The following is a 21,458-nucleotide window of genomic DNA, read 5'->3' as shown; positions in this document are numbered from 1 at the left end:
TCCACCGTTCTCGCGTGTCGTGCCGTCTCCGTGACTTTCTGGAGGATTCAATCTGAGTTCATTGCAGGGAAGCGCCGGAGAAGGGGACGAACGGTTGACTGGGGGTCCCCCACCCGGACAACGGAGAAGAGGAAGAAGCGCATGTCCCGCAAGGGCTCGATACTGCGCGGCCTCGCCGCGATCGCAACCGCCGGAGTCGCACTGGCCTTCGCCGCCGCACCCGCCGCCGCTCATCCCCACCACCACCCGGACGAGGACGAACCGCTGGTCATCGCCCACCGCGGCGCCAGCGGGTACCTGCCAGAGCACACCCTGGAGGCCTACTCCCTGGCTGTCAGGTTCGGCGCCGACGTCATCGAGCCCGACCTGGTGCTCACCGCCGACGGCGAACTGGTCTCCCGCCACGAGCCGATGCTCAGCGGCACCACCGACATCGCCGAGCACCCAGAGTTCGCCGACCGCAAGACCACCAAGATCGTCGACGGGAACCCGGTCACCGACTGGTTCGCCGAGGACTTCACCCTCGCCGAGCTCAAGACGCTCCGCGCCGAGGAGCGCATGCCCGAGCTGCGCCCGCGCAGCGCCCGCTGGGACGGCAAGCTCCAGCTGGTCACCTACGACGAGATCCTCGACTACGTCGACACCCTCCACCGCGAGGTGATCACCTACCCCGAGATGAAGCACCCCACCTTCTACAAGGACCAGGGCCTCAGCATCGAGGACGCCCTGGCCGACCTCCTCGCCGAACGCGGACTCGACCAGGCCGACTCGCCGGTGTGGGTCCAGTCCTTCGAGTACGAGAGCCTGATCGAGATCGGCGAGCGCATCGACAACCCGATCGGCCTGAACATCGGCGGCTCGGGCCGGATCAGCGACGCCGACCTCGACCTGTACGGCGAGACCCTGGACGCGATCAGCCTGAGCAAGGACCGGATCGTGCCCAGGGACTCCGAGGGCTACCTGCTCGAGCCGACCGACGTGGTCGACCGGGCCCACGAGCGCGGGCTCGACGTCCACGTGTGGACCTTCCGCAACGAGAACCAGTTCCTCCCGGCCGACTTCCGCAGGGGCGACCGCCCGGACAAGTGGGGCGACTACAAGGCCGAGTACGAGCTGTTCTACTCGCTGGGCGTGGACGCGGTCTTCAGCGACTACCCCGACAAGGCGCTGTGGGCGCGCTACAAGCGTTGATTCCGGATTGAACGCCGCAGGGCCGCCTTGCCGCCGGGGCGGTCCGCGGCACGAAAGGCCCCGGCCTCTCACGGCACCGCGAGTGCCGCTTCGAGAGGCCGGGGTCTTCGACTACTCCGTCAGCGGGGGAGGTCCAGGGCGAAGTGGACGGTCTCGAAAGGCTCGTCCAGTGCCTCGGGCCGCTGCTCGTTGACGGCGATGCGCTCGTCGAAGATCACTTTGCCGTGCCGCTCCCAGAACTCGACCGCTCCGGGCGTGCGGGCGTCGGTGTGCAGGTAGACGCCGGTGTAGCGATCGCGGGAGGCGATGAAGTCCATGCAGGTGCGCACCAGGGCGGTCGCCAGGCCCTGCCGCCGGTGCTCGGGGAGCACGTACACGCGGTACAGGGTGGCGGTGCGGCCCTCCTCGAAGCGCTCGGCCACCGCGGTCGGGTGGGGAGGCGAGGCCGGGGTGGCCGAGCGGACTCCGGCGGTGGCCGCGATCCGGCCGCCGTGCTCGGCGACGAACAGGGCGTTGTCCTCGGGTGCGAGGTAGTACGACTCGGGGTCGATGATGTCGGAGTGGAAGCGCGGCAGGTATCCGTGACCGAACTCCCGGTAGACGGTGTCGAGCATGACCGAGCGGGCGCCGTCCAGATCCTCGCCGTCGGCGAGCCGCACCGAGTAATCCCGTGCACCCCGGCGGTCTTCGATGAGAGCGGGCGTTGACATGTGTGCCAGTATTGCACACGATTTGCAATAGGGAATAGAACGCAATAAGAGATGAGCGCCACTCCATGAACCTGCATCGCCGCACCCTCCTGAGCGCCGCCGGTCCCGTCGCCCTCGGCGGGCTCCTGGCCGGATGCTTCACCTCCTCAGAGTCCGACGGGACCGACCGCCTCCGCATCGCCATGGCCGGCAGCCCCAACGCCGGACTCTCGCCCCACTCCGAAGACGCCTTCAAACTGATCCGCTGGTCGGTCACCGAGACCCTCCTCGACCTGGACGACCAGGCCCTGCCGGTCGCCTCGCTCGCGGTCGAATGGACCCGGAGCGCAGAGAACGCCTGGGAGCTGACCCTCCGCGAAGGCGTGCTCTTCCACGACGGCTCCGCCCTCGACGCCGAGGCGGCCGCCGCCTGCCTCAACGCCGCCGCCGCGGCCGCGGCCGTCCCGCGCGTCATCGACGGCGTGGGCCTAACCGCCGAGGCCACCGGCGACCTCACCCTGGCCGTGGCCACCGCCGAACCCGACCCCGTGCTGCCACAACGCCTCTCCAGCCCCCAGCTCGGCATCCTCTCCCCGGACGCCTACTCCGGAGCCAACATCGACCCCGTCGGCCACGCCACCGGCCCGTTCCAGATCACCGAGTCCACCGGCACCGGCGCGACCTTGGAACGCTTCGAGGACTACTGGGGCGAGGCCGCCGCCCTGGACGGCTTCGCCGCCGACTACGTGCCCGACGCCGCCACCCGCGTCGCCGCCCTCCGCTCCGGCGAGGCCGACGTCATCGAGGCCGTCCCCTACGCCCAGGTCACCGCGCTCGACGAAGCGCTCCTCCAGGACGCCCCGACGATCCGCACCGCCAGCCTCTACCTCAACACCGACACCGGGCCCCTGGCCGAGACCGGGCTGCGCGCCGCCGCGGCCGCCGCGATCGACCCCGCCCCGATCGTCGACGACATCTACGAAGGCCGCGCCGACGCCCCCGAAGGACTGTTCGGACCCGCCATGGCCTGGGCCGCCGACCACCGCGACTACGAGCTGCCCGAGGCCGGAACCCCGGACGGCCAGACGCTGCGCGTGGCCTCCTACACCAACCGGGCCGAACTGCCCGAAGCGCTCACCGTCATCGCCTCGCAGCTCGAGGCCGCCGGCTTCGAAGTCGAGACCGACGTCCGCGACTACACCGACATCGAACCGGACATGCTCGCCGGAGAATTCGACGCGTTCCTGATGTCCCGCTCGGTCGTGCAGGACTCCGGCGACGCCTACACCTACCTGGAGAGCGACTTCACCTCCGAAGGCGGATTCAACGTCTCCCGGCTGGCCGACTCCGCCGTGGACGAGACCGTCGGCGCCGTCGCGGACCTGACCGACACCGAGGAGCGCCGCGCGGCCATCCTCGACGCCGAAGCGGCCATCCTGGCGACGGCCGCCGTCGTCCCCGTCGCACACGAGCGCCTCATCACCGGCGTCTCCGAACGGGTCTCCGGGGTCGCCGCCGACCCGCGCGAACTGCGGGTCATCACCGCCGAGACCTCACTGGACTGACGTGCGAGCGCTGCGAGCGGTCCTTGCCAGGACGGCTATCCTGGCCGCCGTCCTGGCCGCGATCGGCTTCCTGCCGTGGATCGCCGACCGCGACCCGGCCCTGACCGTGCTGCGCGCCCGCTACCCCGGACGGCTGGCGACCCCAGAGACGCTCGAGGCGATCCGCGCCGAGATCGGCATCGACGCCGGGCCCGTCCCGCTCCTGCGCGACTGGTTCGGCGGCCTGGTCCGCGGCGACCTCGGCACCTCTTGGATCACCGGGGAACCGGTGGCCGAGACCGTCCTGCCCGCCCTCGGAGTCTCGGTGACCGTCATGGGCGCCGCGCTCGCCGTCACCGTCGCGATCGCCGCGGCCGCCTGCTTCCCGTCGCTGCTGCGCGCGGCCGAGGGCAAGAGCGGCCGCCCCAGCGGCGTCGCGATCGCCGCACTGGTCGCCCTCCCGTCGTTCCTGATCGCGACCCTCGGGATCGCCGTCTTCGCCACCTGGCTCGGGCTGCTGCCCACCTACGGCTTCGACACCCCCGCCCACCTGGTCCTGCCCGCGCTCGCGATGGGCCTGCCCGGCGGCGGCGTGCTCGCCCGCCTCGGACGCGACGCCATCGGGCAGAGCGCGGGCGAGGACTGGGTGCGGCAGTGGCGCTCGGCCGGATACGGCCGGGCGAGGATCGTGCGCGGCCTCCTGCGCCGGGCCCTGCCGCCGATTCTCCCGCAGGTCGCGATCATCGCCGTCAGCATCACCGGCGCCGCCGTGGCCGTCGAGACGATCTTCGCCATCCCCGGCCTCGGCCGCACGGCCCTGGACGCGGCCGACGCCCAGGACCTGCCGCTCCTCCAGGCGTGCATCGCGATCCTCATCGCACTCGGCTTCGTCGGAGGCGTGGCCACCCGAGCCGCGGCGCGCCGGATGTCCGGACCGGCCCTCGCCGACTCGGCCGTCCCCTTCTCTCCGCCCGCTCCCGGCGGACGCGGCCGCAGACTGGCCTGGATCGCCGCCACCGCCGGACCGCTGCTCATCGCCGTCGCCATCGGGCTGACCCGCACCGCCGACACGGTCGACACCGGCGCGCGGCTGGCCGGACCGAGCTGGGTGCACCCGCTCGGCACCGACGCGCTCGGACGCGACGTGCTCGCCCGGCTCGGGCACGGAGCGCTGTGGACGGTCGGCGCGGCCGTGGCCGCCTGCGCCCTGGCCTACCTGGTCGCCCTCGCACTCGGCTTCGCCCCGCGCCTGGCCCACCCGCTGGCCGAGGCGGTGAACTCGTTCCCCGAGGCCATCGCCGGAATCCTGGTGGTCGTCGCCATCGGACGGGGCCAGCTCGGCGCGGTCGTGGCGATCACCGCCGTTTCCTGGCCGCCTCTGGCCGCGCACGCCGCCGAACTGGTGGCCCAGGCGCGGGCGGCCGGACACCTCGAGGCGAGACGCGCGCTCGGGGCCGGGCCCGTGTGGATGCTCAGGCGCCACATCCTGCCGCTGGTGGCCGGCCCGCTGGCGAGCCACGCGGGAATGCGGCTGCCCGGCATAGCCCTGGGCATCGCCTCACTCGGCTTCCTCGGCCTCGGGGCGGGCCCGGAGTCCCCCGAATGGGGCGCGAGCCTGGCGAACTCCCTGCCCTACTTGGAAAGGGCCCCGCTGGCCACTCTCGCCCCGGCCGCCGCGATGATCGCGATGAGCCTGGCGGTGATGGCCCTCATCGCGCCCGGCCGCTCCGTCCGCCGAAGGTCGCTCAGCTCCGGACCAGCCCGAATCGGGCCCCGCTCGGCGCGGCGATGACAGCCGGGGCCGCATCCTGCACGGACATCGCGGTGCCGCCCAGTTCGACGGCGCTCGCCGCGGTCCGCTCCACCGATTCGGCGCCGAAGCACACCAGCCATTGCGGGTCGAGGTCGAGCTCTGGGCCCTCGGCGGCGTGGCAGCCGCCGAACTCCCAGCCGCCCTCGCGGGTCCGCAGCGACAGGGATCGGTCCGGCCGCTCATCGAGGTCCCAGTTCAGCAGCTCGGAGTAGAACTGCATCACCTCGCCCGGGGCGCCGTCGAAGGCGTACTCGAACCACGCCACCGCGCCCGGCTCCCCGTACGCCTTGAACCCGGTGGACTCGTCCAGCGGTTCATAGAGCCCGAAATAGGCGCCGTCCGGGTCCTTCAGTCCCGCGAACACCAGGCCGTCGCCGACCCGGACCGGGGTGTCGACGATCGCGGCGCCGAGCTTCTCGGCGGCGGACGCGGCGTTCACGCAGTCCTCGACGTTGAACGCGACGGTCCAGGTCGCGGGGGCCTCGGCCGGTCCGGGAACGGCCCCGGCCACCGACCGGGAACCGTCGCCGCCGGATCCCAGTGCGCACTCGGTGTAGTGACCGAACTCTTCGCCATAGTCGATCGAGTTCCAGCCGAACAGGGTCTTGTAGAACTCGAGGTCGGAGGCCAGATCGGGGGTGGTGGTATCGGCCCAGATCGGCGCTCCGAGCGGAATCGGGTTCTGCATGGGTGCAACTCCTTATGGTGGGTCGGCGATTCATGCCCACCGTCCCATGAGGGTATGACGGCCGCAAGTGCTTCGGCCCGGTCCGCGGGCGGGCGCCCGCCCGCGGACCGGAACGATCACGGCTGGCGCTGGCGCAGGAGGTCGCGGATCTCCTCCAGGAGCACGATCTGCTCCTCCCGCTCGACCTTCTCCTCTTCGGCGGGGGTCATGATCCGCTCCCGGAGCTTGTTGAACGGCAGCACGATCACGAAATACACGGCCAGCGCCGTCAGGAAGAACACCAGCAGGCCGTTGATGAAAGCGCCGTAAGGGAACTCGACGTCGTTCACGGTGAAGCTGCCGCCCATCTCGGCCCCGCCGGTCACCAGAGTGATCAGCGGGTTGAGGAACGCCTCCCCGAATGAGGCCACCAGCGCCGTCAACGCCGCACCCATCACCACGGCGACCGCCAGTTCGACGACGTTGCCGCGCATCAGGAAATCTTTGAAACCTTGGATCATGGCGAAGAGTTTCCCACCCGAGCCCTCTAGAACAACCGTCGCGAGCCCCGCGGCCCGCCCGGTGTCTCCCTATCGACGCGACCGCCGTCACGGCCGATATCAGCGGCCCCGAGCGTCCGCCGACTCAAAGGACGAAGCCCGCGCACTACGGCGCGGGCCGAGCCTGTGGTTGCTCCTCCGGTTCTCTGCTACTTCTTGGAGCCAAACTTGGTGGTGTCGATATCCATGTCGAACGGCTGCGGCAGATGGAGTTTGCCTCCGAACAGAACAGTGGTCCGCTCCAAGTAGCCGTCCTGCTCGTTTGGTTGCGAGTGCAGGGTCACCGAACCGTCGTGGTCGAAAAGGTCCACCAACAGGTACATCGGAATGCCGGCGGCCGCGTAACTCGCCAACTTCACTTCGAGGTCCCGGTCCCTTGAGGAGGAGGAGGTGATCTCGGCGACGAGCAGCAGGTCGTCCGGCTCCTTCTGCCAATCTCCGGTGAGCATCGACTCGCTCGGAATGACGATGAGGTCTGGAACTACGCCCTCTTCCGTCTTGGGAAGGACGATGGTCTGCGTATTGGTGACATCCCAGTCGTTCTCAAGAGCGACCTGAGCCAGCATGAGCCCCAGGCGCGAACAGATGTGGTTGTGGATGTCGGCTGGCGTGGGCGACAAGATGACCTCTCCTCGCAGAAGCTCTGCGCGAAATCCGGTCGGCGGCTCCAGATGCTCCCAGACCTCCCTTGCGGTCGGCTTCTCGCTGGTTATCGGTCGCGGCAGCTCGGTGGTCGCCATCTCGGCTCCCCTCTCGATGAGGTCTACCATACTGGGCTCGCCTCCTTTCCCGGCTTCTCGTTTGTGCATGGACCGGGACGGCCAGGTTCCCACCAGTATCCGACAAGATGGGAGCTCTCGCCACCGTCCCGCGATGGTCAACGATCGGGGGACTTGAAAGTGACGAGAGCTCCTAGAAGTGTTGGATTCAGGACAGTCTGGTCAAGCGCACCATACCGCTCGCGTAGTCACCCGGGTCCAGGCCCAGGTCCAGGCCGTGGGCCATCAGGACCGCTCCGTGGTGGACCCGGCCCGTCGCCTCGTCGCGGTACTTCGCGTCCGCATCCAGGCCGTGCAGTTTCACCGGTGCGTCGGGGTTGCCGAAGCGACGGGCCTTTCTCCAGGCCAGCACCACCGTCTCCTCGCCCCTGACGTACTGCACGCCTCCGATCCCGCCCGCACGCAGCGGGTGGCGCCGACCGTGCTGGATCGTCGGGCGGACCTCCTTATAGGCGTCCACCAGTTCCTTGCCCCGGGCGAGTTCGTCCCCGCTCCACTCGTGCAGGTCGCCGCCCACTGCCAGGACCCCGGCCATCGCCACGTGGAACCGGAAGTCCAGCGGGACCTCGCGTCGGGTGAACGGGTTCGGCGAATCGGTCACCCAAGCGCCCATGACGCGCGCCGGGTACGCCTGCGCCAGGCCCTCCTGGATCTCGATCCGGTCGATCCCGTCGGTGTTGTCCGAGGTCCACACCTGGTCGGTGCGCCGGAGGATGCCGAGGTCGACCCGGCCGCCGCCCGAGGCGCACGACTCGATGCGCACCCGCGGATGCTTGGCGCGGATCGCGTCGATCACCCGGTACAGGTTGCGCGTGTGGTCGATCCACAGCCGGTCGGCGTCGTCCTCGTCCGGCCACCCGGCCTCGGTGAACGGGCGGTTCATGTCCCACTTGACGAAGTCGATGTCGTTCTCGGTCAGCAGCCGGTCGAGCCAGTCCTCCATCCACTCGCGCACGTCCTCGCGCGCCAGGTTCAGCACGAGCTGGTTGCGCATCTCGGTCCGGCGCCGGTGCGGCCGGTGGTAGACCCAGTCCGGGTGCTTCCGGTAGAGCTCCGAGTCGGGGTTGACCATCTCGGGCTCGACCCAGATCCCGAAGCGCATCCCCAGTTCGCGCACCCGCCCGATCAGCGGGCCGAGCCCGTCGGGGAACCGGTCGGGGTTGGGCCACCAGTCCCCGAGCCCGGCCCGGTCGCTGGTCCGCGCGCCGAACCAGGCGTCGTCCATGACGAACAGCTCGCAGCCCATGTCCGCGGCCTTCTCGGCCAGCGCGATCTGGGAGTGGAGATCGATGTCGAACGTGGTCGCCTCCCACGAGTTGTAGAGGACCGGCCGGTCCTCCTCGGGGTGGGGGAGGACGTGCCCGAGGGCGTAGTCGTGCCAGGCGTTCGCCGAGGCCGAGAAGCCGCCCTCGGTGTAGACGCCCGTGGCGACCGGCGTCTCCAGCGTCTCGCCCGCTCCGAGGTCGAACGTCACCGGGTCGTGCCCGAACCCGGCCGAGACGGTCACGCGGTCGTTCGGGTACCGCTCCACCGTCGTCCGCCACGATCCGCTCCAGGCCAGGTTCGTCGACCACACCGCGCCGAGCGTCTCGGTCGCGGTGCCGTCGTCGATCGCCAGCCAGGGGTTCGAGTGGTGGCCGGTGAAGCCGCGTCGCGAACCGATCAGGGTCTCCCCGTGGGGGATGGCGCCGCGCGTCAGTTGGAACTCCGAGCCCCACTCGCCGTGGAGCTGGCTCAGCCGGTAGTCCTCCAGGCGCGGCAGGACCCACGTGGCGGAGTCGGCGCGGACGATCTCGATCGGCTCGTCCCCGGTGTTGCGCAGCGCCGTCGACCGCTCGATGACGTCGCCGTCGTCCAGGGACCGGTACCTGACCCGCACCTCCAGCGGGTAGTGCGAGTCGACGAAGACCAGTTCCAGGGCCCGGTCGGACTCGCTCGCCGCGGTGAAGCGCAGTTCGAGCTCGCGCGTGCCGTCACCGAACCGGACCTGGAGCCCGGTCTGGCCGTACCGGATCGCCGAGGCCGGGTTCAAGTCGAGCGGGAAGCCCTGGGCGTCGAAGATCCCGTGGCGCTGCGTCCGCGGCAGCTCCAGTTCGGAAGCCTGCTCATAGGTGAGTTTGGGGCCCCAATGCAGGCCGTGCAGCCTGTCGTCGGCGTCGAGCGCGACGACGTAGCTGGTGTTAGGAGTGTCGACGACCCACAGTCGGGGTTCGGGAGCCGGCATGCGAGCCCCTTTCAGCGTGATGGTTTCTGGTTCCTTGCACCAGTCACGCCCGCCCCGCGAGGGGAGGAGCGGGCGTGACTCGCGTCGGCGGCGGCCGACGCTAGTCGGGAGGGCCCGACGTCTCCCGGATGACGAGTTCGGGGAGGCCCCAGGCGGGATCGGGTTTGGGGATCGACGGGTCGAGGCGGTGGCGCAGCAGCTCGAAGGCGCTCATGCCAACGTTCTCGAAATCCTGGTTCACCGTGGTGAGCGCCGGGGTGGTGTACTCGGCGAACGGCGCGTTGTCGAAGCCCACGATGGACAGGTCACCCGGCACGCGCCGCCCGGCCAGATGGGCCGCGCGCAGCGTCGCCAGGGCGAGGTCGTCGTTGCCGCAGAGGATCGCCGTCACCGACCGGTCGCGCACCAGCGGCTGCACCGACTCGAACGCCTCGGCGATGGTCCAGCCGGTGGGGATCATCTCCGGCACCGGCCGCCCGGCCTCGCGGAGCGCCCGCGCCCAGCCGTCGGCGCGGTGGGCGCGGCCTCCCTCGGCGTTGCCCAGCGAGGTCGGGATCGCCAGGTGGTGGACGGTCTCGTGCCCGAGCCCGAGCAGGTACCTGGTGGCCTCGGCCCCCGCCTCGCCGTCGTCGAGGCCCAGCAGCAGCGGCGGGTCCTCGGTCTGGCCGTACGCGTAGCGGCCGATGGCGATCATCGCCTGCGGCTGGACGGCGGTCAGGACCTTCTCGGCGCGCATCCCCGGCTCGTCGTGGGCGATGATGATCACCGGCTCGCCGGCGCGCGGCAGCCGCGCCATGATGTCCTTGTCGGAGTGGGTCTCCTCGGGGTCGAGCACGGAGATCGACACGCTCCAGCCCGCCGCGCGGGCGGCCTTCTCGATGCCGCGCAGCGACGCCTCGGCGCCGTACAGGGAGGTGTCGGCGGTGAGGACGGTGACCGACTGCGCCGCACCGCCGGCGAGGGTCCGGGCCAGCCGGTTGGGCCGGTAGTCCAGCTCCTCGATGGCCGCCAGCACCTTCTCGCGGGTGGTCGCGGCGACTCGCGGGGAGCCGTTGACGACGCGGGAGACGGTCTGGTGCGAGACGCCGGCGTGCTTGGCCACGTCCCATATGCTCACGGCCTTCTTCGTTGTGCCCATCGCAGTCGGTCACCTTCTAGTAGTCGGTTCGGTCGCTATTCGGCGTTGGCCTCGGCCACCACCTCCTCGGTCGCCGAGGCGGCGTCCTTCTCGCCGAGCCACACCTGATTGAACTCTTCCAGGGCGACCTGCGAGTAGACCGAGTCGTTAAGCGAGAGGGGGTATCCGGTGCTGGGACCCTCGGCGGCGGCCTGGAAGCCCGAGACGTCCACGCCCTCCTCGGCCCAGAAGTCGGTGAAGTTCTGGTTGAGCGAGGAGACTCCGGGCCAGACCGAGCCCATGTCGGCGGCGATCTTCTGCGCCTCCTCGGACCCGAGGAACTTCACGAACTCCCAAGCTTCGTCCGGGTGCTCGCTGCCAGCGTAAATCGCATTGGACAATCCGTTGATCACGGTGCCGTCGCCGACCGGACCGGACGGGAGCGGGCCGACCGCCCAGGTGCCCTGCTCCAGGCCCTCTCGGTAGGCGCTCAGGGTCCAGGACCCGTCGGTGGCCGTGGCGGCCTGGCCGGAGGAGACGAACTCGTTGGCGAGCCCGCCGGCGGGCTGGTTGGTGGAGGTGGCCGGGACCGTCACGCCCCACCTGTTGTAGAGGTCGGCGGTGAACTGCACGGCCTCGACGCATTCGGGTGCGTCGATCAGGTAGGGGCCGAACGGCTCGGACTGGATCTCGCAGCCGTTCTGGACCGCGTAGTTCCACCAGTCGGTCTGCCCGGTCCCGGAGGACATGGCGGTGCCGTACTGGGCGACGTTGTCGGCGTCGAAGTCCGGTGAGAGGGCGTTGTTGCCGTTCTCGTCGATGGTCAGCCGCTGGAGGAACTCGACGTAGGTGCCGCCGTCGTCGGGGTTCCACTCGAGGTCGTCGACCTCTGCGGGGTCGATGCCGGCCGCTTCGAGCGCGTCGATGCGGTAGACCAGCGCGATCGAGTCCCAGTCCTTGGGCAGGCCGTACTGCTCGCCGTCGAAGGTCCAGGAGTCGTACAGTTCGGCCGGGTAGATCGAGGTGTCGAGGCCGTCTTCCTCGATGCGGTCGCCGATGGGCAGGAGCACCTCGGATTCGGCGAAGGTCGGGAACTTCGAGACGTGGTTCCAGAACACGTCGGGGGCGTTTTGCCCGGCGAACTGGGTGTCCAGGGAGGTCCAGTAGGCGTCCCAGTCGTTCTGCTCGAGTTCGATGTCGATGTCGGGATTGGCGTCCTCGAACGCCTCGACGATGGCCTCCATCGCGGGAACCTGATTGTCGTCCCAGAAGGCGTAGCGCAGGGTGACGCCGTCTCCGTCGTCGCCCGAGCAGGCGGCGAGCGCGAGGGGCGCCGCGGCGAGGGCGGCCACCGCCGCCGTTCGCATGGTTCTCATGGGATTGCCTTTCTTGTAGTTGAGAGGTCGTGCCGGGTCGTCACTTCAGGCCGCTCAGGGCGATGGAGCGGACGATCTGGCGTTGGAAGAGCAGGAAGACGGCCACCAGCGGCAGCAGTGCCATCACCGAGGCCGCGAGGATGAGGTTGTACTGGATGTCGAACTGGCCCTGCATCTGGGCGATGCCGCGGGTGACCACGCGGGTGGCCTCGGAGTTGGTGATGACCAGGGGCCACAGCAGGTTGTTCCAGGTGTTGACGAAGCTGATGATGGCCAGCGTCCCGATGATCGGCTTGCTCATCGGGAGGACGACCCTCCACAGGATCGTCAGTGTCCCGGCGCCGTCGATGCGGGCGGCCTGCTCGATCGACTCGGGGATGGTCTTGAAGTACTGGCGGACCAGGAACACGCTGTAGGGCATCATGAAGCCGAACACGAACGGCAGGACCAGCCCGAGGTGCGTGTCGACCAGGCCCAGCTCGCGCACGATGATGAAGGTGGGCACCAGGGTCACGATCTGGGGGACCATCATCGTGGCGATGTAGAGCCAGAACAGGATGTCGCGGCCGGGGAAGTGGAGCCGGGCGAAGGCGTAGGCCGCGATGGTGGAGAACACCAGTTGCCCGATCGTGACCGCGGCGGCGACGATCAGCGAGTTGACGACGAAGGTGGCGAAGTCGTAGCGGCTCCACACCTCGGCGAAGTTCGACAGGATCGGCGGCGAGGGCAGCGCCCACGCGTCGCTGGACAGGATGTCCCGCTGGGACTTGAAGGAGCCGTTGAGGGTCAGCAGGTACGGCCCGATCGACACCAGCGCGCCGAAACCGAGGACGAGGTAGAGCGAGAGCTTCTTGATCACGACGGTCTCCTAGCTGAAGTCGTAGGTGGTGCGCTTGCGGAAGAAGGCGACCTGGATCAGCGTGATCAGCATGATGATCGCGAACAGGACCACCGCGAGGGTGGAGGCGTAGCCGGCGTTGCGGTGGGTGAACGCCTGGAGGAAGACCTCGTAGTTCAAGGTCGCCGTCTCGTGCTGCCCGGCGGTCATCACGTGGATGGTGTCGAAGACCTGGAACGAGCCGATGACGCTGGTGACGAGCACGAACATCATGGCCGGGCGCAGCAGCGGGAGGGTGATCTTGAAGAACTGGTAGGCCTTCGAGGCGCCGTCGACGTCCGCGGCCTCGTAGAGCTGGTGCGGGATGGACTGGAGCCCGGCCAGGAAGAACAGCATGGTGTAGCCGGTGAACTGCCAGACGTTGACCGAGGCGATGACCGGCATCGCCCAGGTGGAGCTGGTGAGCCAGTTGGGGCCGTCGATCCCGACCAGGCCGAGCATCGTGTTGAGCCCGCCGTAGATCGGGTCGAACAGCCACCGCCAGATGACGCCGAGGGCCACCGGCATCGCCATCCACGGCAGGACGTAGATGACGCGGAAGGCGTTGCGGGCCTTGATCTTGGCGTTCAGCGCCAGGGCCAGCAGGAGGGCCAGGACGGTCTGGGCGGGGATGTTCAGCAGCACGTAGTAGAAGGTGTTGCCGATCGCGTCGACGGCGCGGTCGTCGTCGGCCAGGTCGCGGTAGTTCTGGAGGCCGATGAACTCGGGCGAGGACAGGAAGTTCCAGTCGTAGAAGCTCAGGGCGATCACGATCACGATCGGGGCCAGCAGGAAGACGGCGAAGCCGATGACGCTGGGGGCGAGGAGCCCGTATGCCTCGAGCGTGGTCCGCAACCGGCGGCGGCGGTGCAGGGCGCGGCGTTCACCGGGCCTGTTATCGCTAACACCCGGCTGGGGGCGGGCGGATTCTTGCAAAGTGCTCATGATTCCTTCGCTGACGTCGTCGGCAGTCGGAGAGGGGATAGACATATCACGATGGCTTCCATGATGTTATCGGTCACAAGACGATGGATCAAGATCACAAGGACACAATCAAGTAACGACAAGGTCATGCCGAAGTAAAGGCCGTCGATGCATCCGGGACTGCCCCTTCAGGCCCATCGGTCCCGCACGCGACCGGGTGTCGCGTGATTCCTGAGGCATGTGAGCGAGAGTTCACACGTTGGAAATCTTTCGCGACAACTTCTTAACACAGCGGCTCGGGTCGTGTAACACGCCGCAGTGAAGCTGACATGACTCCGGTAGGTAGGAGAATCACGCGCCGGCCGACCCGCGGCAACGCGGGCCACGGGCCATGACGGCCCCGCGGCCGGCGCGTGACACCTGCCCCCGAGCAGCGTCGCTCCCCTCAAGCCGGAACAGACCTGAAGCCCGAACTACCTATCTGTGGAGAGAGGAGGCGGCCATGCCCGAGCTCGATACCGGCAACAACGCCTGGATCCTGATCTCAGCCGCCCTAGTTCTGCTCATGACGCCCGGCCTTGCCCTGTTCTATGGAGGACTGTCGCGCGCCACGAGCGTCATCAACATGATGCTCAAGTGCCTGGTCGCCATCGGCACCACCTCGATCGTCTGGGTGCTGGTGGGCGAGTCGATGGCCGTCGACGACAGCGGCAACTTCTTCCCGACCGACTTCTCCGGCGCCTTCGGCCTGCGCTACGTGACCGAACTGGGCACCGTCGACGGCGGCGTTTCGGCCGGGGCCATGTCGGCCTTCGGCATGATGTTCGCGATCATCACCGTGGCCCTGATCGCCGGGGCCGTGGCCGACCGCATGAAGTTCTCGGCCTGGGTCGTCTTCTCCGTCGCCTGGATCGTCCTGGTCTACGCCCCGGTCGCCTACTGGGTCTGGGGTGCGGGCTGGATCGGCGAGCTCGGTGTCATGGACTACGCCGGTGGTACCGCGGTCCACGCCAACGCCGGTGCCGCCGCCCTCGCGCTGGCGCTGGTGGTCGGCCGCCGCATCGGCTGGAAGGACGGCAACTTCGCCCCGCACAACCTCCCGCTGGTCGTGATCGGCGCGGGCCTGCTGTGGTTCGGCTGGTTCGGCTTCAACGCCGGTTCGGCCTTCGTCTCCGACCAGGCCGCCGGCCTGGCCCTGCTCAACACCCAGGTCGCCACCGCAGCGGCCATCCTGGCCTGGCTCCTGATCGACCGCATCCGCGGCATCAAGCCCTCGGTCCTGGGCGCCTGCTCCGGCGTCATCGCCGGTCTGGTCGCCATCACCCCGGCCGCCGGCCTGGTGACCCCGCTCGGCGCGATCGCCATCGGCGTCGTCGCCGGTGTGATCTGCCCGCTCGCCATCAGCCTCAAGCACAAGCTCGGCTACGACGACTCCCTCGACGTGGTCGGCCTGCACATGGTCGCCGGCATCTGGGGCTCGATCGCGGTCGGCCTGTTCGCCGTCGCCGAGATCACCGAGGTCACCTGGGGCGACGCTCAGGACGGCCTGTTCTACGGCGGCTCGTTCGGCTTCCTCGCCAACCAGACCATCGCGGTCCTGGCCGTGGTCGCCTACTCCTTCATCGTGGCGCTGATCATCGCCCTGATCCTGAAGTTCACCATCGGGGTGCGGATCAGCGAAGAGCACGAGCTGGCCGGTATCGACGCCGCCCAGCACGGCGAGGCCGGCTACGACCTGCCGGTCAACGGCGAGGCCGTCAACGCGGTCGCCGCCCCGGCCCAGACCTCCGCGGATACGGTCGAGGCCAACAAGTAGTCCAAGGGCGTCGCCCAGCGCCCCGCGACGCAGCGGCCGCCCAGCCGAACGGCTGGGCGGCCGTCGTGTGCCTCCGGCGGCCGCGGCCGTTAAGCTCGTATGGATACCTTCACTGACCACCATCGAGAGGTTCGCCCGTGTTCGACGCCTTGTCAGAACGACTGTCGGGAATCTTCGAGGGCATTCGCCGCAAAGGGCGCCTGACCGAAGCCGACATCGACGCCACCGCCCGCGAGATCCGCCTGGCGCTGCTCGAGGCCGACGTCGCCCTCCCAGTGGTCAGGACCTTCATCGCCCAGGTCAAGGAGCGCTGCAAGGGCGCCGAGCTGTCCAAGGCGCTCAACCCCGACCAGCAGGTCATCAAGATCGTCAACGAGGAGCTCGTGGCGATCCTCGGCGGTGAGACCCGGCGCCTGAACTACGCCAAGCAGCCGCCGACGGTCATCATGCTCGCCGGCCTCCAGGGCGCCGGCAAGACCACCCTGGGCGGGAAGCTCGCCAAGCACCTCAAGGGGGAGGGCCACCAGCCGATGCTGGTCGCGGCCGACCTCCAGCGGCCCAACGCGGTCGAGCAGGTGAGCATCCTCGCCGAGCGCGCCGGGGTGGCCGTCTACGCGCCGGAGCCCGGCTCTGGCGTCGGCGACCCGGTGAAGGTCGCCTCCGACTCCATCGAGGAGGCCAAGCGCACCGGCCGCGACGTGGTCATCATCGACACCGCCGGACGTCTGGGCATCGACGAGGAGATGATGGCCCAGGCCCGCGATATCCGCGACGCCACCAGCCCCGATGAGGTCGTCTTCGTCATCGACGCCATGGTCGGCCAGGACGCGGTCAACACCGCCGAGGCGTTCCGCGACGGCGTCGGCATCACCGGCGTGGTCCTCTCCAAGCTCGACGGCGACGCCCGCGGCGGCGCCGCGCTGTCGGTCCGGCACGTCACCGGGCAGCCGATTCTGTTCGCCTCCACCGGCGAGAAACTCGAGGACTTCGACGTCTTCCACCCCGACCGGATGGCCTCGCGCATCCTCGGCATGGGCGACATGCTCACCCTCATCGAGCAGGCCGAGGCGGCCTTCGAGTCCGAGCAGAAAGAGGAGATGACCCAGAAGCTCCTCGAAGGCGAGGACTTCACGCTCGAGGACTTCCTGGACCAGATGCAGGCCATCAAGAAGATGGGGCCGATCGGCAACATCCTGAAGATGATGCCGGGCATGAACCAGATGAAGGACCAGATCGAGTCGATCGACGACAAGCAGATCGACCGCACCACCGCGATCATCCGCTCCATGACCCCCGAGGAGCGCCGCAACTCCTCGGTCATCAACGGCTCGCGGCGCCTGCGCATCGCCAACGGCTCGGGCGTGACCGTCTCCGAGGTCAACCAGCTGCTCACCCGCTTCAAGGACGCCCAGAAGATGATGAAGCAGATGGGCGGAGCGATGGGCCTGCCGGGCGGCGGCGGCCGCAAGGCCACCAAGTCCGACAAGATCAAGCGCAAGGGCAAGAAGGGCAAGAAGAAGGTGGTGCGCCGCGGCGGCGGCCGCCCGGCCGGGATGCCCCAGCTGCCCAGCGGTTCGTCGCAGGGCGGCCCCGGCCAGATGCCCGACCTCTCGCAGCTGAACCAGGGCGACGTCCCCGACATCGACATCGACCAGTTCATGAAGCAGCAGCAGAAGAAGAAAAAGAAGTAATCTCCATGCCTGGCCCGCATCCGCCGCTTCATCTGCGAGTGGTCTGGCTGCCCGACGACACCGTTCGCGACCTCTACATCGACGGCGACCGGCTGACGACGACCGATGTTCCGGGCGCCGAGACCGTCGCCACGAGCGGCTACGCCCTGCCCGGCCTGGTGGACGCCCACTGCCACATCGGCATCCGGCGCGGGGCGGTCGCCATCGACTCGCTCGACCAGGCCCGCTCGCTGGCCCTCACCGACCGCGACACCGGGGTCCTGGCCATCCGCGACGCCGGGTCGCCCTACCCGTACCCCGAATTGGTCGGCGAGGACGGCATCCCGCGGCTGATCCGCGCCGGGCAGCACGTGTGCGCCTCCAAGCGGTACCTGCGCGGGATCGGCCTCGAATGCGAGCCCGACGAGGTCGTGGGCGCGCTGGCGCGCCAGGCCAAGCTCGGCGACGGCTGGGTCAAGCTCGTCGGCGACTGGATCGACCGCACCGCCGGCGACCTGGCGCCCAGCTTCGAACCCGAGGTGCTGGCCTCGGCCATCGCCGCGGCCCACGCCGAGGGCGCGAAGGTCGCCGTCCACACCTTCTCCGAGGAGGCCGTGGCCTGCGTCGTCGAGGCCGGGGCCGACTCGATCGAGCACGGCACCGGCCTGTCGACCGGACTGCTCGACCGCATGGCCGCCCAGGGCACCGCGCTGGTGCCGACGATGGTCAACATCGAGACCTTCGACGACATCGCCGCCGGCGCCGATGTCAAGTTCCCGGTCTACGCCGACCACATGCGGCGGCTGAAGGCCGGCTTCCCCGAGGTGGTCCGCGCCGCCTGTGAAGCGGGCGTGGAGGTCTACCTCGGCACCGACGCCGGAGGCGGCATCGACCACGGCCTGGCCGCCGAGGAGATGCGCCTGCTGCACCAGAAGGCGGGCATGAGCCCCGAACAGGTCCTGGCGGCCGCTTCCTGGCGCGCCCGGGACTGGCTCGGCCTGCCGGACGACCTCGGCGACGTCGTCGTCTACGAACACGACCCCAGGGAGAGCCTGGAGGCCGTCCGCGAACCCAACTTGATCGTCCTTCGTGGGAAGATCGTGGCCGGACGCAACCCGTTAAGATGTGCACGCTGGAGCGGCCGAAGTCGCAGAGGCTGTATATCGTTGACGCTCGCGCCCAGTACGCCCTAATCAGAGAGGCCGAAGCCCATGTCCTATCCTCCCCCGTCGGACCAGCCGAACCAGGGTGGCTACCAGTACGACCCGTACGGTGGACAGGGCGGCTCGCAGCCGCCGAGCCCCCAGCAGCCCGGTTACGGCAGCCCGCAGCAGCCGCAGCAGCAGTACGGCACGCCCCCGCAGATGCCCCCTCCGGGCTACGGCATGCCGCAGCCGGGAATTCCCCAGCCGGGACTGCCGCAGGGTTTGGCGGTCGCCTCGATGGTGCTCGGAATCGTCTCCGTGGTCTTGTTCTGCATTCCGTGGGTCAACCTGATCTGCGGCATCCTGGCCGTCACCTTCGGCGCGGTCACCTTGAAGAAGGTCAACGCCGGGCTGGCGGGCGGCAAGGGCATGGCGATCACCGGTCTGGTGCTCGGCATCATCGTCTGCGCCTGGTTCGCGCTCTGGATCTTGCTGAGGGTGGTCCTGGGCGCCGCCATGTGGTCGGCGGTCTGATCGGCCCGAGAACTCGGACGGCGGCGCGGGAGGAGAGCCCGCGCCGCCGCGCTGTCAGAACAGCACCAGGCAGAACGGGTGCCCCACCGGGTCTGCGAAGACCCGGAACGAGTCGGTCCCGCCCTCCAGTTTCCGCGCTCCCAGCTCCAGGACCTTCCGCTCGCCCTCGTCAAGGTCGGCGACTCTGACGTCCAGGTGCATCTGCTGTGGGACGGCCGGGTCGGGCCATGTCGGGGCGGTGAAGTCCTCGGCCTGCTGAAACGCGAGTCCGGGCCGGTCCGGGGCGTCGCCGATGACGACCCAGTCGCCGTCGTCCTGCACCTCGACGAAGCCGAGCATCTCGCGGTAGAACGCCGACAGTTCCTTCGGATTCGGGCAGTCGATGATGAGCCCGTGCCAAGTTCCGATCATGACGCCAGTGTGCCAGTCGGCACCGACAGGCGCCGGGACTCAGGTGACGTCGTCGAAGCGGCCCGCGGGCTGCTCGCTGGCCTGCTCGGCCTGCTCGCGCTTGGGCGTCGACGAGCCGCTGACGGCCTTCCGCGCCGACTGCCGACTGCGCTGACCGTTGACGGTGCGGCGCGCGTCGTCCACCCCGCGGGTGGTCTCCTCCAGGTCGTCCTTGATCGGCTTGGTGGAGTCCTCGAGATCCTTCATCGTCGACTTGAGGGGGTTCGTCAGCATCTCCTGGTCCTCTTCGGTCAGGATGTGCTTTCGGACGAACGTCTTGGGGTTGAGGTCCTCGGGCTTGATCTCGGTGCCGATCTCGCGGCTGAGATCGCTGGCGGCGTTCGAAGCCATGTTGCGGGCCTTGGAGATGAAACGCCGCAGGTTCGCCAGCGCCTCAGGGAGCTTGTCCGGACCCCACAGGAAGATCGCGATGAGGATGATGACAAGGAACTCGGTGCCGCCCAAGCCTCCGAACACGCTGACCTCCTCCACTTGACCTGAGAAATCTCAGCCAAGCGTACCCGCCGTTAAGTCCGCCGAGGCGGCCAGAGTCACCTGGGCGCTGTTCTCCTGACCGTCCCGCTCGTAGACGACGGTCACAGTCGTGCCCGGAGCCAGCTTGCGCACCAGAGCGACCAATTGAGTGTTGTCGGTCACGGTCTTGCCGTCGAAACTGGTCAGCACGTCGCCGTCCTCGAGGCCGGCCTCGTCGGCGGGGGAGTCGGGCACGACCGTGTCGATCGTCACGCCCACGCCGAGCTGGGTGCTGCCGAGTTCGGCGCCGAGGACGGTCTGGGACGCCTCCCCGGTCTCGATGATCTCGTCGGCGATGCGTTTGGCCTGGTTGATCGGGATGGCGAAGCCGATGCCGATGCTGCCTGCCTCGGCGGCGTCGGTCGCGGTCGAGGCGATCGCGGTGTTGATGCCGATGACCTGCCCGGCGATGTCGGTGAGCGGCCCGCCGGAGTTGCCGGGGTTGATCGCCGCGTCGGTCTGGATCGCGGCCATGACCGACTCGACCTCTCCGGACGCGTTCTCGGTGAGCACGGGCCGGTCGATGGCCGAGATGATGCCGTCGGTCACCGTCGAGGCGAGGCCGAGCGGTGCGCCGACGGCCAGCACCGGGTCGCCGACGGCGATCTGGTCGGAGTCGGCCAGGACCATCGCCGGGTACTCGTCGCCGCTGAGCTTGAGGACGCCCACGTCGGAGTCGGGGTCGGAGCCGACGACCTCGGCCGTCTCGACCTCGCCGTTGTTGAACAGCACCTGGAGCTCGTCGGCTGCCGAGGAGCCCCCGGCGGCCACGACGTGGTGGTTGGTGAGGATGTAGCCGTCCTCGCTGACGATGAAGCCCGAACCGTTCCCGCCTCCGGCGGTCAGGACGGTCACCACCGAGGGCATGATGCCCTCCACGACCCCGGCTATGGAGTCCGCGTCGCGCTCGACCTGCGGTGAGGCGCCGGAGATGGTCCCGCTGGAGCCGTCGGTGCGGGTGGCCCAGATGCCGATCGCGGCTCCGAGGGTTCCGGCGATGAGCGAGACGATGGCCGAGACGGCCACGACCAGCCCGAGCCCGGGGCGGGCGACGGGGGCCGGGCGCTGGGGGAGGGGCTCGACCGGGGGCGCGGCGGGCGCCGGGTGGGTCTCGATGATCGCGCGGCTCGCCGGGTTCCGCCAAGGGTCGTTGGGCGCGTCGGGATTCCACCAGGCCGACTGCTGCGGCTGTGGCTGAGCCTGAGGCTGCTGCGGCTGGGCCTGTGGTTGCGGCTGCTGCTGCGATTGCGCCTGCGGTTGCCGAGGGTCCGGGCCGGCCGGAACCTGCGGGCCGCCGTCAGGCTGCGCTGCGGGGCCGGGGTGGGGCCGGTCGGTGCCGTAGCTCATCTATATGTCCCCTCGTGGATACGGCGTGGAGAACAGGGGTTCGACGTCATTCATCCCATTGTCGCTTACGAGTGCAAGGATGGCACACGGTTCCGGGATCGGTCCCGCAAGCGAAAGCTCGCCCCGGATGGGAATCCAAGGCGAGCCCTCGGTAGCAGGTTGGCAGGGGGGAGGCTGAATCGATGGTCCGGTACGCCTATG

The 21,458-nt window shown here is 69.2% G+C and carries 18 protein-coding genes and 1 pseudogene; 7 read left to right on the top strand and 12 right to left on the bottom strand.

Annotated features, from left to right (window positions below):
- The first annotated feature begins 141 nt into the window (after window positions 1-141).
- Window positions 142-1,191: a glycerophosphodiester phosphodiesterase family protein gene (locus tag JFB92_RS08565; RefSeq protein ID WP_199037033.1), complete on the top strand. Its 1,050-nt coding sequence runs from the start codon at window positions 142-144 to the stop codon at window positions 1,189-1,191.
- Between the two features lie 119 nt (window positions 1,192-1,310).
- Here the strand turns inward: JFB92_RS08565 and JFB92_RS08560 are convergent, their stop codons facing one another.
- Window positions 1,311-1,901 (bottom strand): GNAT family N-acetyltransferase, encoded by a 591-nt coding sequence (locus JFB92_RS08560; RefSeq protein ID WP_199037031.1) that lies wholly within the window; start codon window positions 1,899-1,901, stop codon window positions 1,311-1,313.
- A gap of 65 nt (window positions 1,902-1,966) precedes the next feature.
- Here JFB92_RS08560 and JFB92_RS08555 point away from each other — a divergent pair, with 65 nt between their 5' ends.
- Window positions 1,967-3,445 carry an ABC transporter substrate-binding protein gene (locus JFB92_RS08555; RefSeq protein WP_199037029.1) on the top strand — a complete coding sequence of 493 codons (1,479 nt, stop codon included), beginning with the start codon at window positions 1,967-1,969 and terminating at the stop codon, window positions 3,443-3,445.
- A 1-nt stretch (window position 3,446) separates the two neighbouring features.
- On the top strand, window positions 3,447-5,216 hold the full coding sequence (locus JFB92_RS08550; RefSeq protein ID WP_199037027.1) for an ABC transporter permease subunit: 1,770 nt from the start codon (window positions 3,447-3,449) through the stop codon (window positions 5,214-5,216).
- On the opposite strand, the gene JFB92_RS08545 is transcribed toward JFB92_RS08550, so the two are convergent.
- The 8 genes from JFB92_RS08545 to JFB92_RS08510 form a co-directional block, all read right to left on the bottom strand.
- The gene (locus tag JFB92_RS08545) at window positions 5,170-5,925 is read right to left on the bottom strand and encodes a VOC family protein (protein ID WP_199037025.1); all 756 of its coding nucleotides are present in this window, start codon (window positions 5,923-5,925) and stop codon (window positions 5,170-5,172) included. The genes JFB92_RS08550 and JFB92_RS08545 overlap by 47 nt on opposite strands.
- A gap of 116 nt (window positions 5,926-6,041) precedes the next feature.
- Entirely contained in the window at window positions 6,042-6,425 is a 384-nt protein-coding gene (gene mscL / locus JFB92_RS08540) for a large conductance mechanosensitive channel protein MscL (RefSeq protein ID WP_199037023.1), read from the bottom strand.
- 188 nt (window positions 6,426-6,613) lie between these two features.
- Window positions 6,614-7,234, bottom strand: coding sequence for a Uma2 family endonuclease (locus JFB92_RS08535; protein WP_199037021.1), 621 nt, complete (start codon window positions 7,232-7,234; stop codon window positions 6,614-6,616).
- 157 nt (window positions 7,235-7,391) lie between these two features.
- Window positions 7,392-9,467: an alpha-galactosidase gene (locus tag JFB92_RS08530; protein WP_199037019.1), complete on the bottom strand. Its 2,076-nt coding sequence runs from the start codon at window positions 9,465-9,467 to the stop codon at window positions 7,392-7,394.
- A 100-nt stretch (window positions 9,468-9,567) separates the two neighbouring features.
- A complete protein-coding gene (locus tag JFB92_RS08525; protein ID WP_199037017.1) occupies window positions 9,568-10,605 on the bottom strand; it encodes a LacI family DNA-binding transcriptional regulator in 1,038 nt (345 codons plus the stop codon).
- Between the two features lie 35 nt (window positions 10,606-10,640).
- Window positions 10,641-11,960, bottom strand: coding sequence for an ABC transporter substrate-binding protein (locus JFB92_RS08520; protein WP_199037015.1), 1,320 nt, complete (start codon window positions 11,958-11,960; stop codon window positions 10,641-10,643).
- Between the two features lie 40 nt (window positions 11,961-12,000).
- Window positions 12,001-12,819 carry a carbohydrate ABC transporter permease gene (locus JFB92_RS08515; protein WP_199037014.1) on the bottom strand — a complete coding sequence of 273 codons (819 nt, stop codon included), beginning with the start codon at window positions 12,817-12,819 and terminating at the stop codon, window positions 12,001-12,003.
- A gap of 9 nt (window positions 12,820-12,828) precedes the next feature.
- On the bottom strand, window positions 12,829-13,782 hold the full coding sequence (locus JFB92_RS08510) for a carbohydrate ABC transporter permease (RefSeq protein ID WP_199037012.1): 954 nt from the start codon (window positions 13,780-13,782) through the stop codon (window positions 12,829-12,831).
- A gap of 481 nt (window positions 13,783-14,263) precedes the next feature.
- Between JFB92_RS08510 and JFB92_RS08505 the strand changes: the two genes are divergently transcribed.
- From JFB92_RS08505 to JFB92_RS08490, 4 genes and pseudogenes are all read left to right on the top strand, one after another.
- Window positions 14,264-15,577, top strand: a complete 1,314-nt coding sequence (locus JFB92_RS08505) for an ammonium transporter (RefSeq protein WP_199037010.1) — start codon at window positions 14,264-14,266, stop codon at window positions 15,575-15,577.
- A 137-nt stretch (window positions 15,578-15,714) separates the two neighbouring features.
- Window positions 15,715-17,268 carry a signal recognition particle protein gene (ffh, locus tag JFB92_RS08500; protein ID WP_199037008.1) on the top strand — a complete coding sequence of 518 codons (1,554 nt, stop codon included), beginning with the start codon at window positions 15,715-15,717 and terminating at the stop codon, window positions 17,266-17,268.
- Window positions 17,269-17,273: 5 nt separating this feature from the next.
- Window positions 17,274-18,350 (top strand): annotated as a pseudogene (locus JFB92_RS08495) (amidohydrolase family protein); the annotation flags it as partial.
- A 108-nt stretch (window positions 18,351-18,458) separates the two neighbouring features.
- On the top strand, window positions 18,459-18,926 hold the full coding sequence (locus JFB92_RS08490) for a DUF4190 domain-containing protein (protein WP_199036999.1): 468 nt from the start codon (window positions 18,459-18,461) through the stop codon (window positions 18,924-18,926).
- 54 nt (window positions 18,927-18,980) lie between these two features.
- Here the strand turns inward: JFB92_RS08490 and JFB92_RS08485 are convergent, their stop codons facing one another.
- Genes JFB92_RS08485 through JFB92_RS08475 form a run of 3 tightly spaced genes read right to left on the bottom strand, consistent with a single transcriptional unit; the run spans window position 18,981 to window position 21,257 of the window.
- Window positions 18,981-19,337, bottom strand: a complete 357-nt coding sequence (locus tag JFB92_RS08485; protein ID WP_199036997.1) for a VOC family protein — start codon at window positions 19,335-19,337, stop codon at window positions 18,981-18,983.
- A gap of 39 nt (window positions 19,338-19,376) precedes the next feature.
- On the bottom strand, window positions 19,377-19,853 hold the full coding sequence (locus JFB92_RS08480) for a twin-arginine translocase TatA/TatE family subunit (RefSeq protein WP_199036995.1): 477 nt from the start codon (window positions 19,851-19,853) through the stop codon (window positions 19,377-19,379).
- A gap of 30 nt (window positions 19,854-19,883) precedes the next feature.
- Window positions 19,884-21,257 (bottom strand): S1C family serine protease, encoded by a 1,374-nt coding sequence (locus JFB92_RS08475; RefSeq protein ID WP_199036993.1) that lies wholly within the window; start codon window positions 21,255-21,257, stop codon window positions 19,884-19,886.
- Window positions 21,258-21,458: the final 201 nt, after the last annotated feature.

It is taken from the genome of Glycomyces salinus (assembly GCF_016428645.1).
Classification (GTDB): Bacteria; Actinomycetota; Actinomycetes; order Mycobacteriales; family Micromonosporaceae; genus Glycomyces; species Glycomyces salinus.
The sequence above is the reverse complement of the archived record's forward strand: the minus strand, read 5'-3'. Positions and strand labels throughout refer to the sequence as shown.

What these genes read in the sequence shown, in the direction of transcription:
- JFB92_RS08565 (WP_199037033.1), top strand. Translation starts at nt 142, where the DNA reads ATGTCCCGCAAGGGCTCGATACTGCGCGGCCTCGCCGCGATCGCAACC.
- JFB92_RS08560 (WP_199037031.1), bottom strand. Translation starts at nt 1,901, where the DNA reads ATGTCAACGCCCGCTCTCATCGAAGACCGCCGGGGTGCACGGGATTAC.
- JFB92_RS08555 (WP_199037029.1), top strand. Translation starts at nt 1,967, where the DNA reads ATGAACCTGCATCGCCGCACCCTCCTGAGCGCCGCCGGTCCCGTCGCC.
- JFB92_RS08545 (WP_199037025.1), bottom strand. Translation starts at nt 5,925, where the DNA reads ATGCAGAACCCGATTCCGCTCGGAGCGCCGATCTGGGCCGATACCACC.
- mscL (WP_199037023.1), bottom strand. Translation starts at nt 6,425, where the DNA reads ATGATCCAAGGTTTCAAAGATTTCCTGATGCGCGGCAACGTCGTCGAA.
- JFB92_RS08535 (WP_199037021.1), bottom strand. Translation starts at nt 7,234, where the DNA reads ATGGTAGACCTCATCGAGAGGGGAGCCGAGATGGCGACCACCGAGCTG.
- JFB92_RS08530 (WP_199037019.1), bottom strand. Translation starts at nt 9,467, where the DNA reads ATGCCGGCTCCCGAACCCCGACTGTGGGTCGTCGACACTCCTAACACC.
- JFB92_RS08525 (WP_199037017.1), bottom strand. Translation starts at nt 10,605, where the DNA reads ATGGGCACAACGAAGAAGGCCGTGAGCATATGGGACGTGGCCAAGCAC.
- JFB92_RS08520 (WP_199037015.1), bottom strand. Translation starts at nt 11,960, where the DNA reads ATGAGAACCATGCGAACGGCGGCGGTGGCCGCCCTCGCCGCGGCGCCC.
- JFB92_RS08510 (WP_199037012.1), bottom strand. Translation starts at nt 13,782, where the DNA reads ATGAGCACTTTGCAAGAATCCGCCCGCCCCCAGCCGGGTGTTAGCGAT.
- JFB92_RS08505 (WP_199037010.1), top strand. Translation starts at nt 14,264, where the DNA reads ATGCCCGAGCTCGATACCGGCAACAACGCCTGGATCCTGATCTCAGCC.
- JFB92_RS08490 (WP_199036999.1), top strand. Translation starts at nt 18,459, where the DNA reads ATGTCCTATCCTCCCCCGTCGGACCAGCCGAACCAGGGTGGCTACCAG.
- JFB92_RS08485 (WP_199036997.1), bottom strand. Translation starts at nt 19,337, where the DNA reads ATGATCGGAACTTGGCACGGGCTCATCATCGACTGCCCGAATCCGAAG.
- JFB92_RS08475 (WP_199036993.1), bottom strand. Translation starts at nt 21,257, where the DNA reads ATGAGCTACGGCACCGACCGGCCCCACCCCGGCCCCGCAGCGCAGCCT.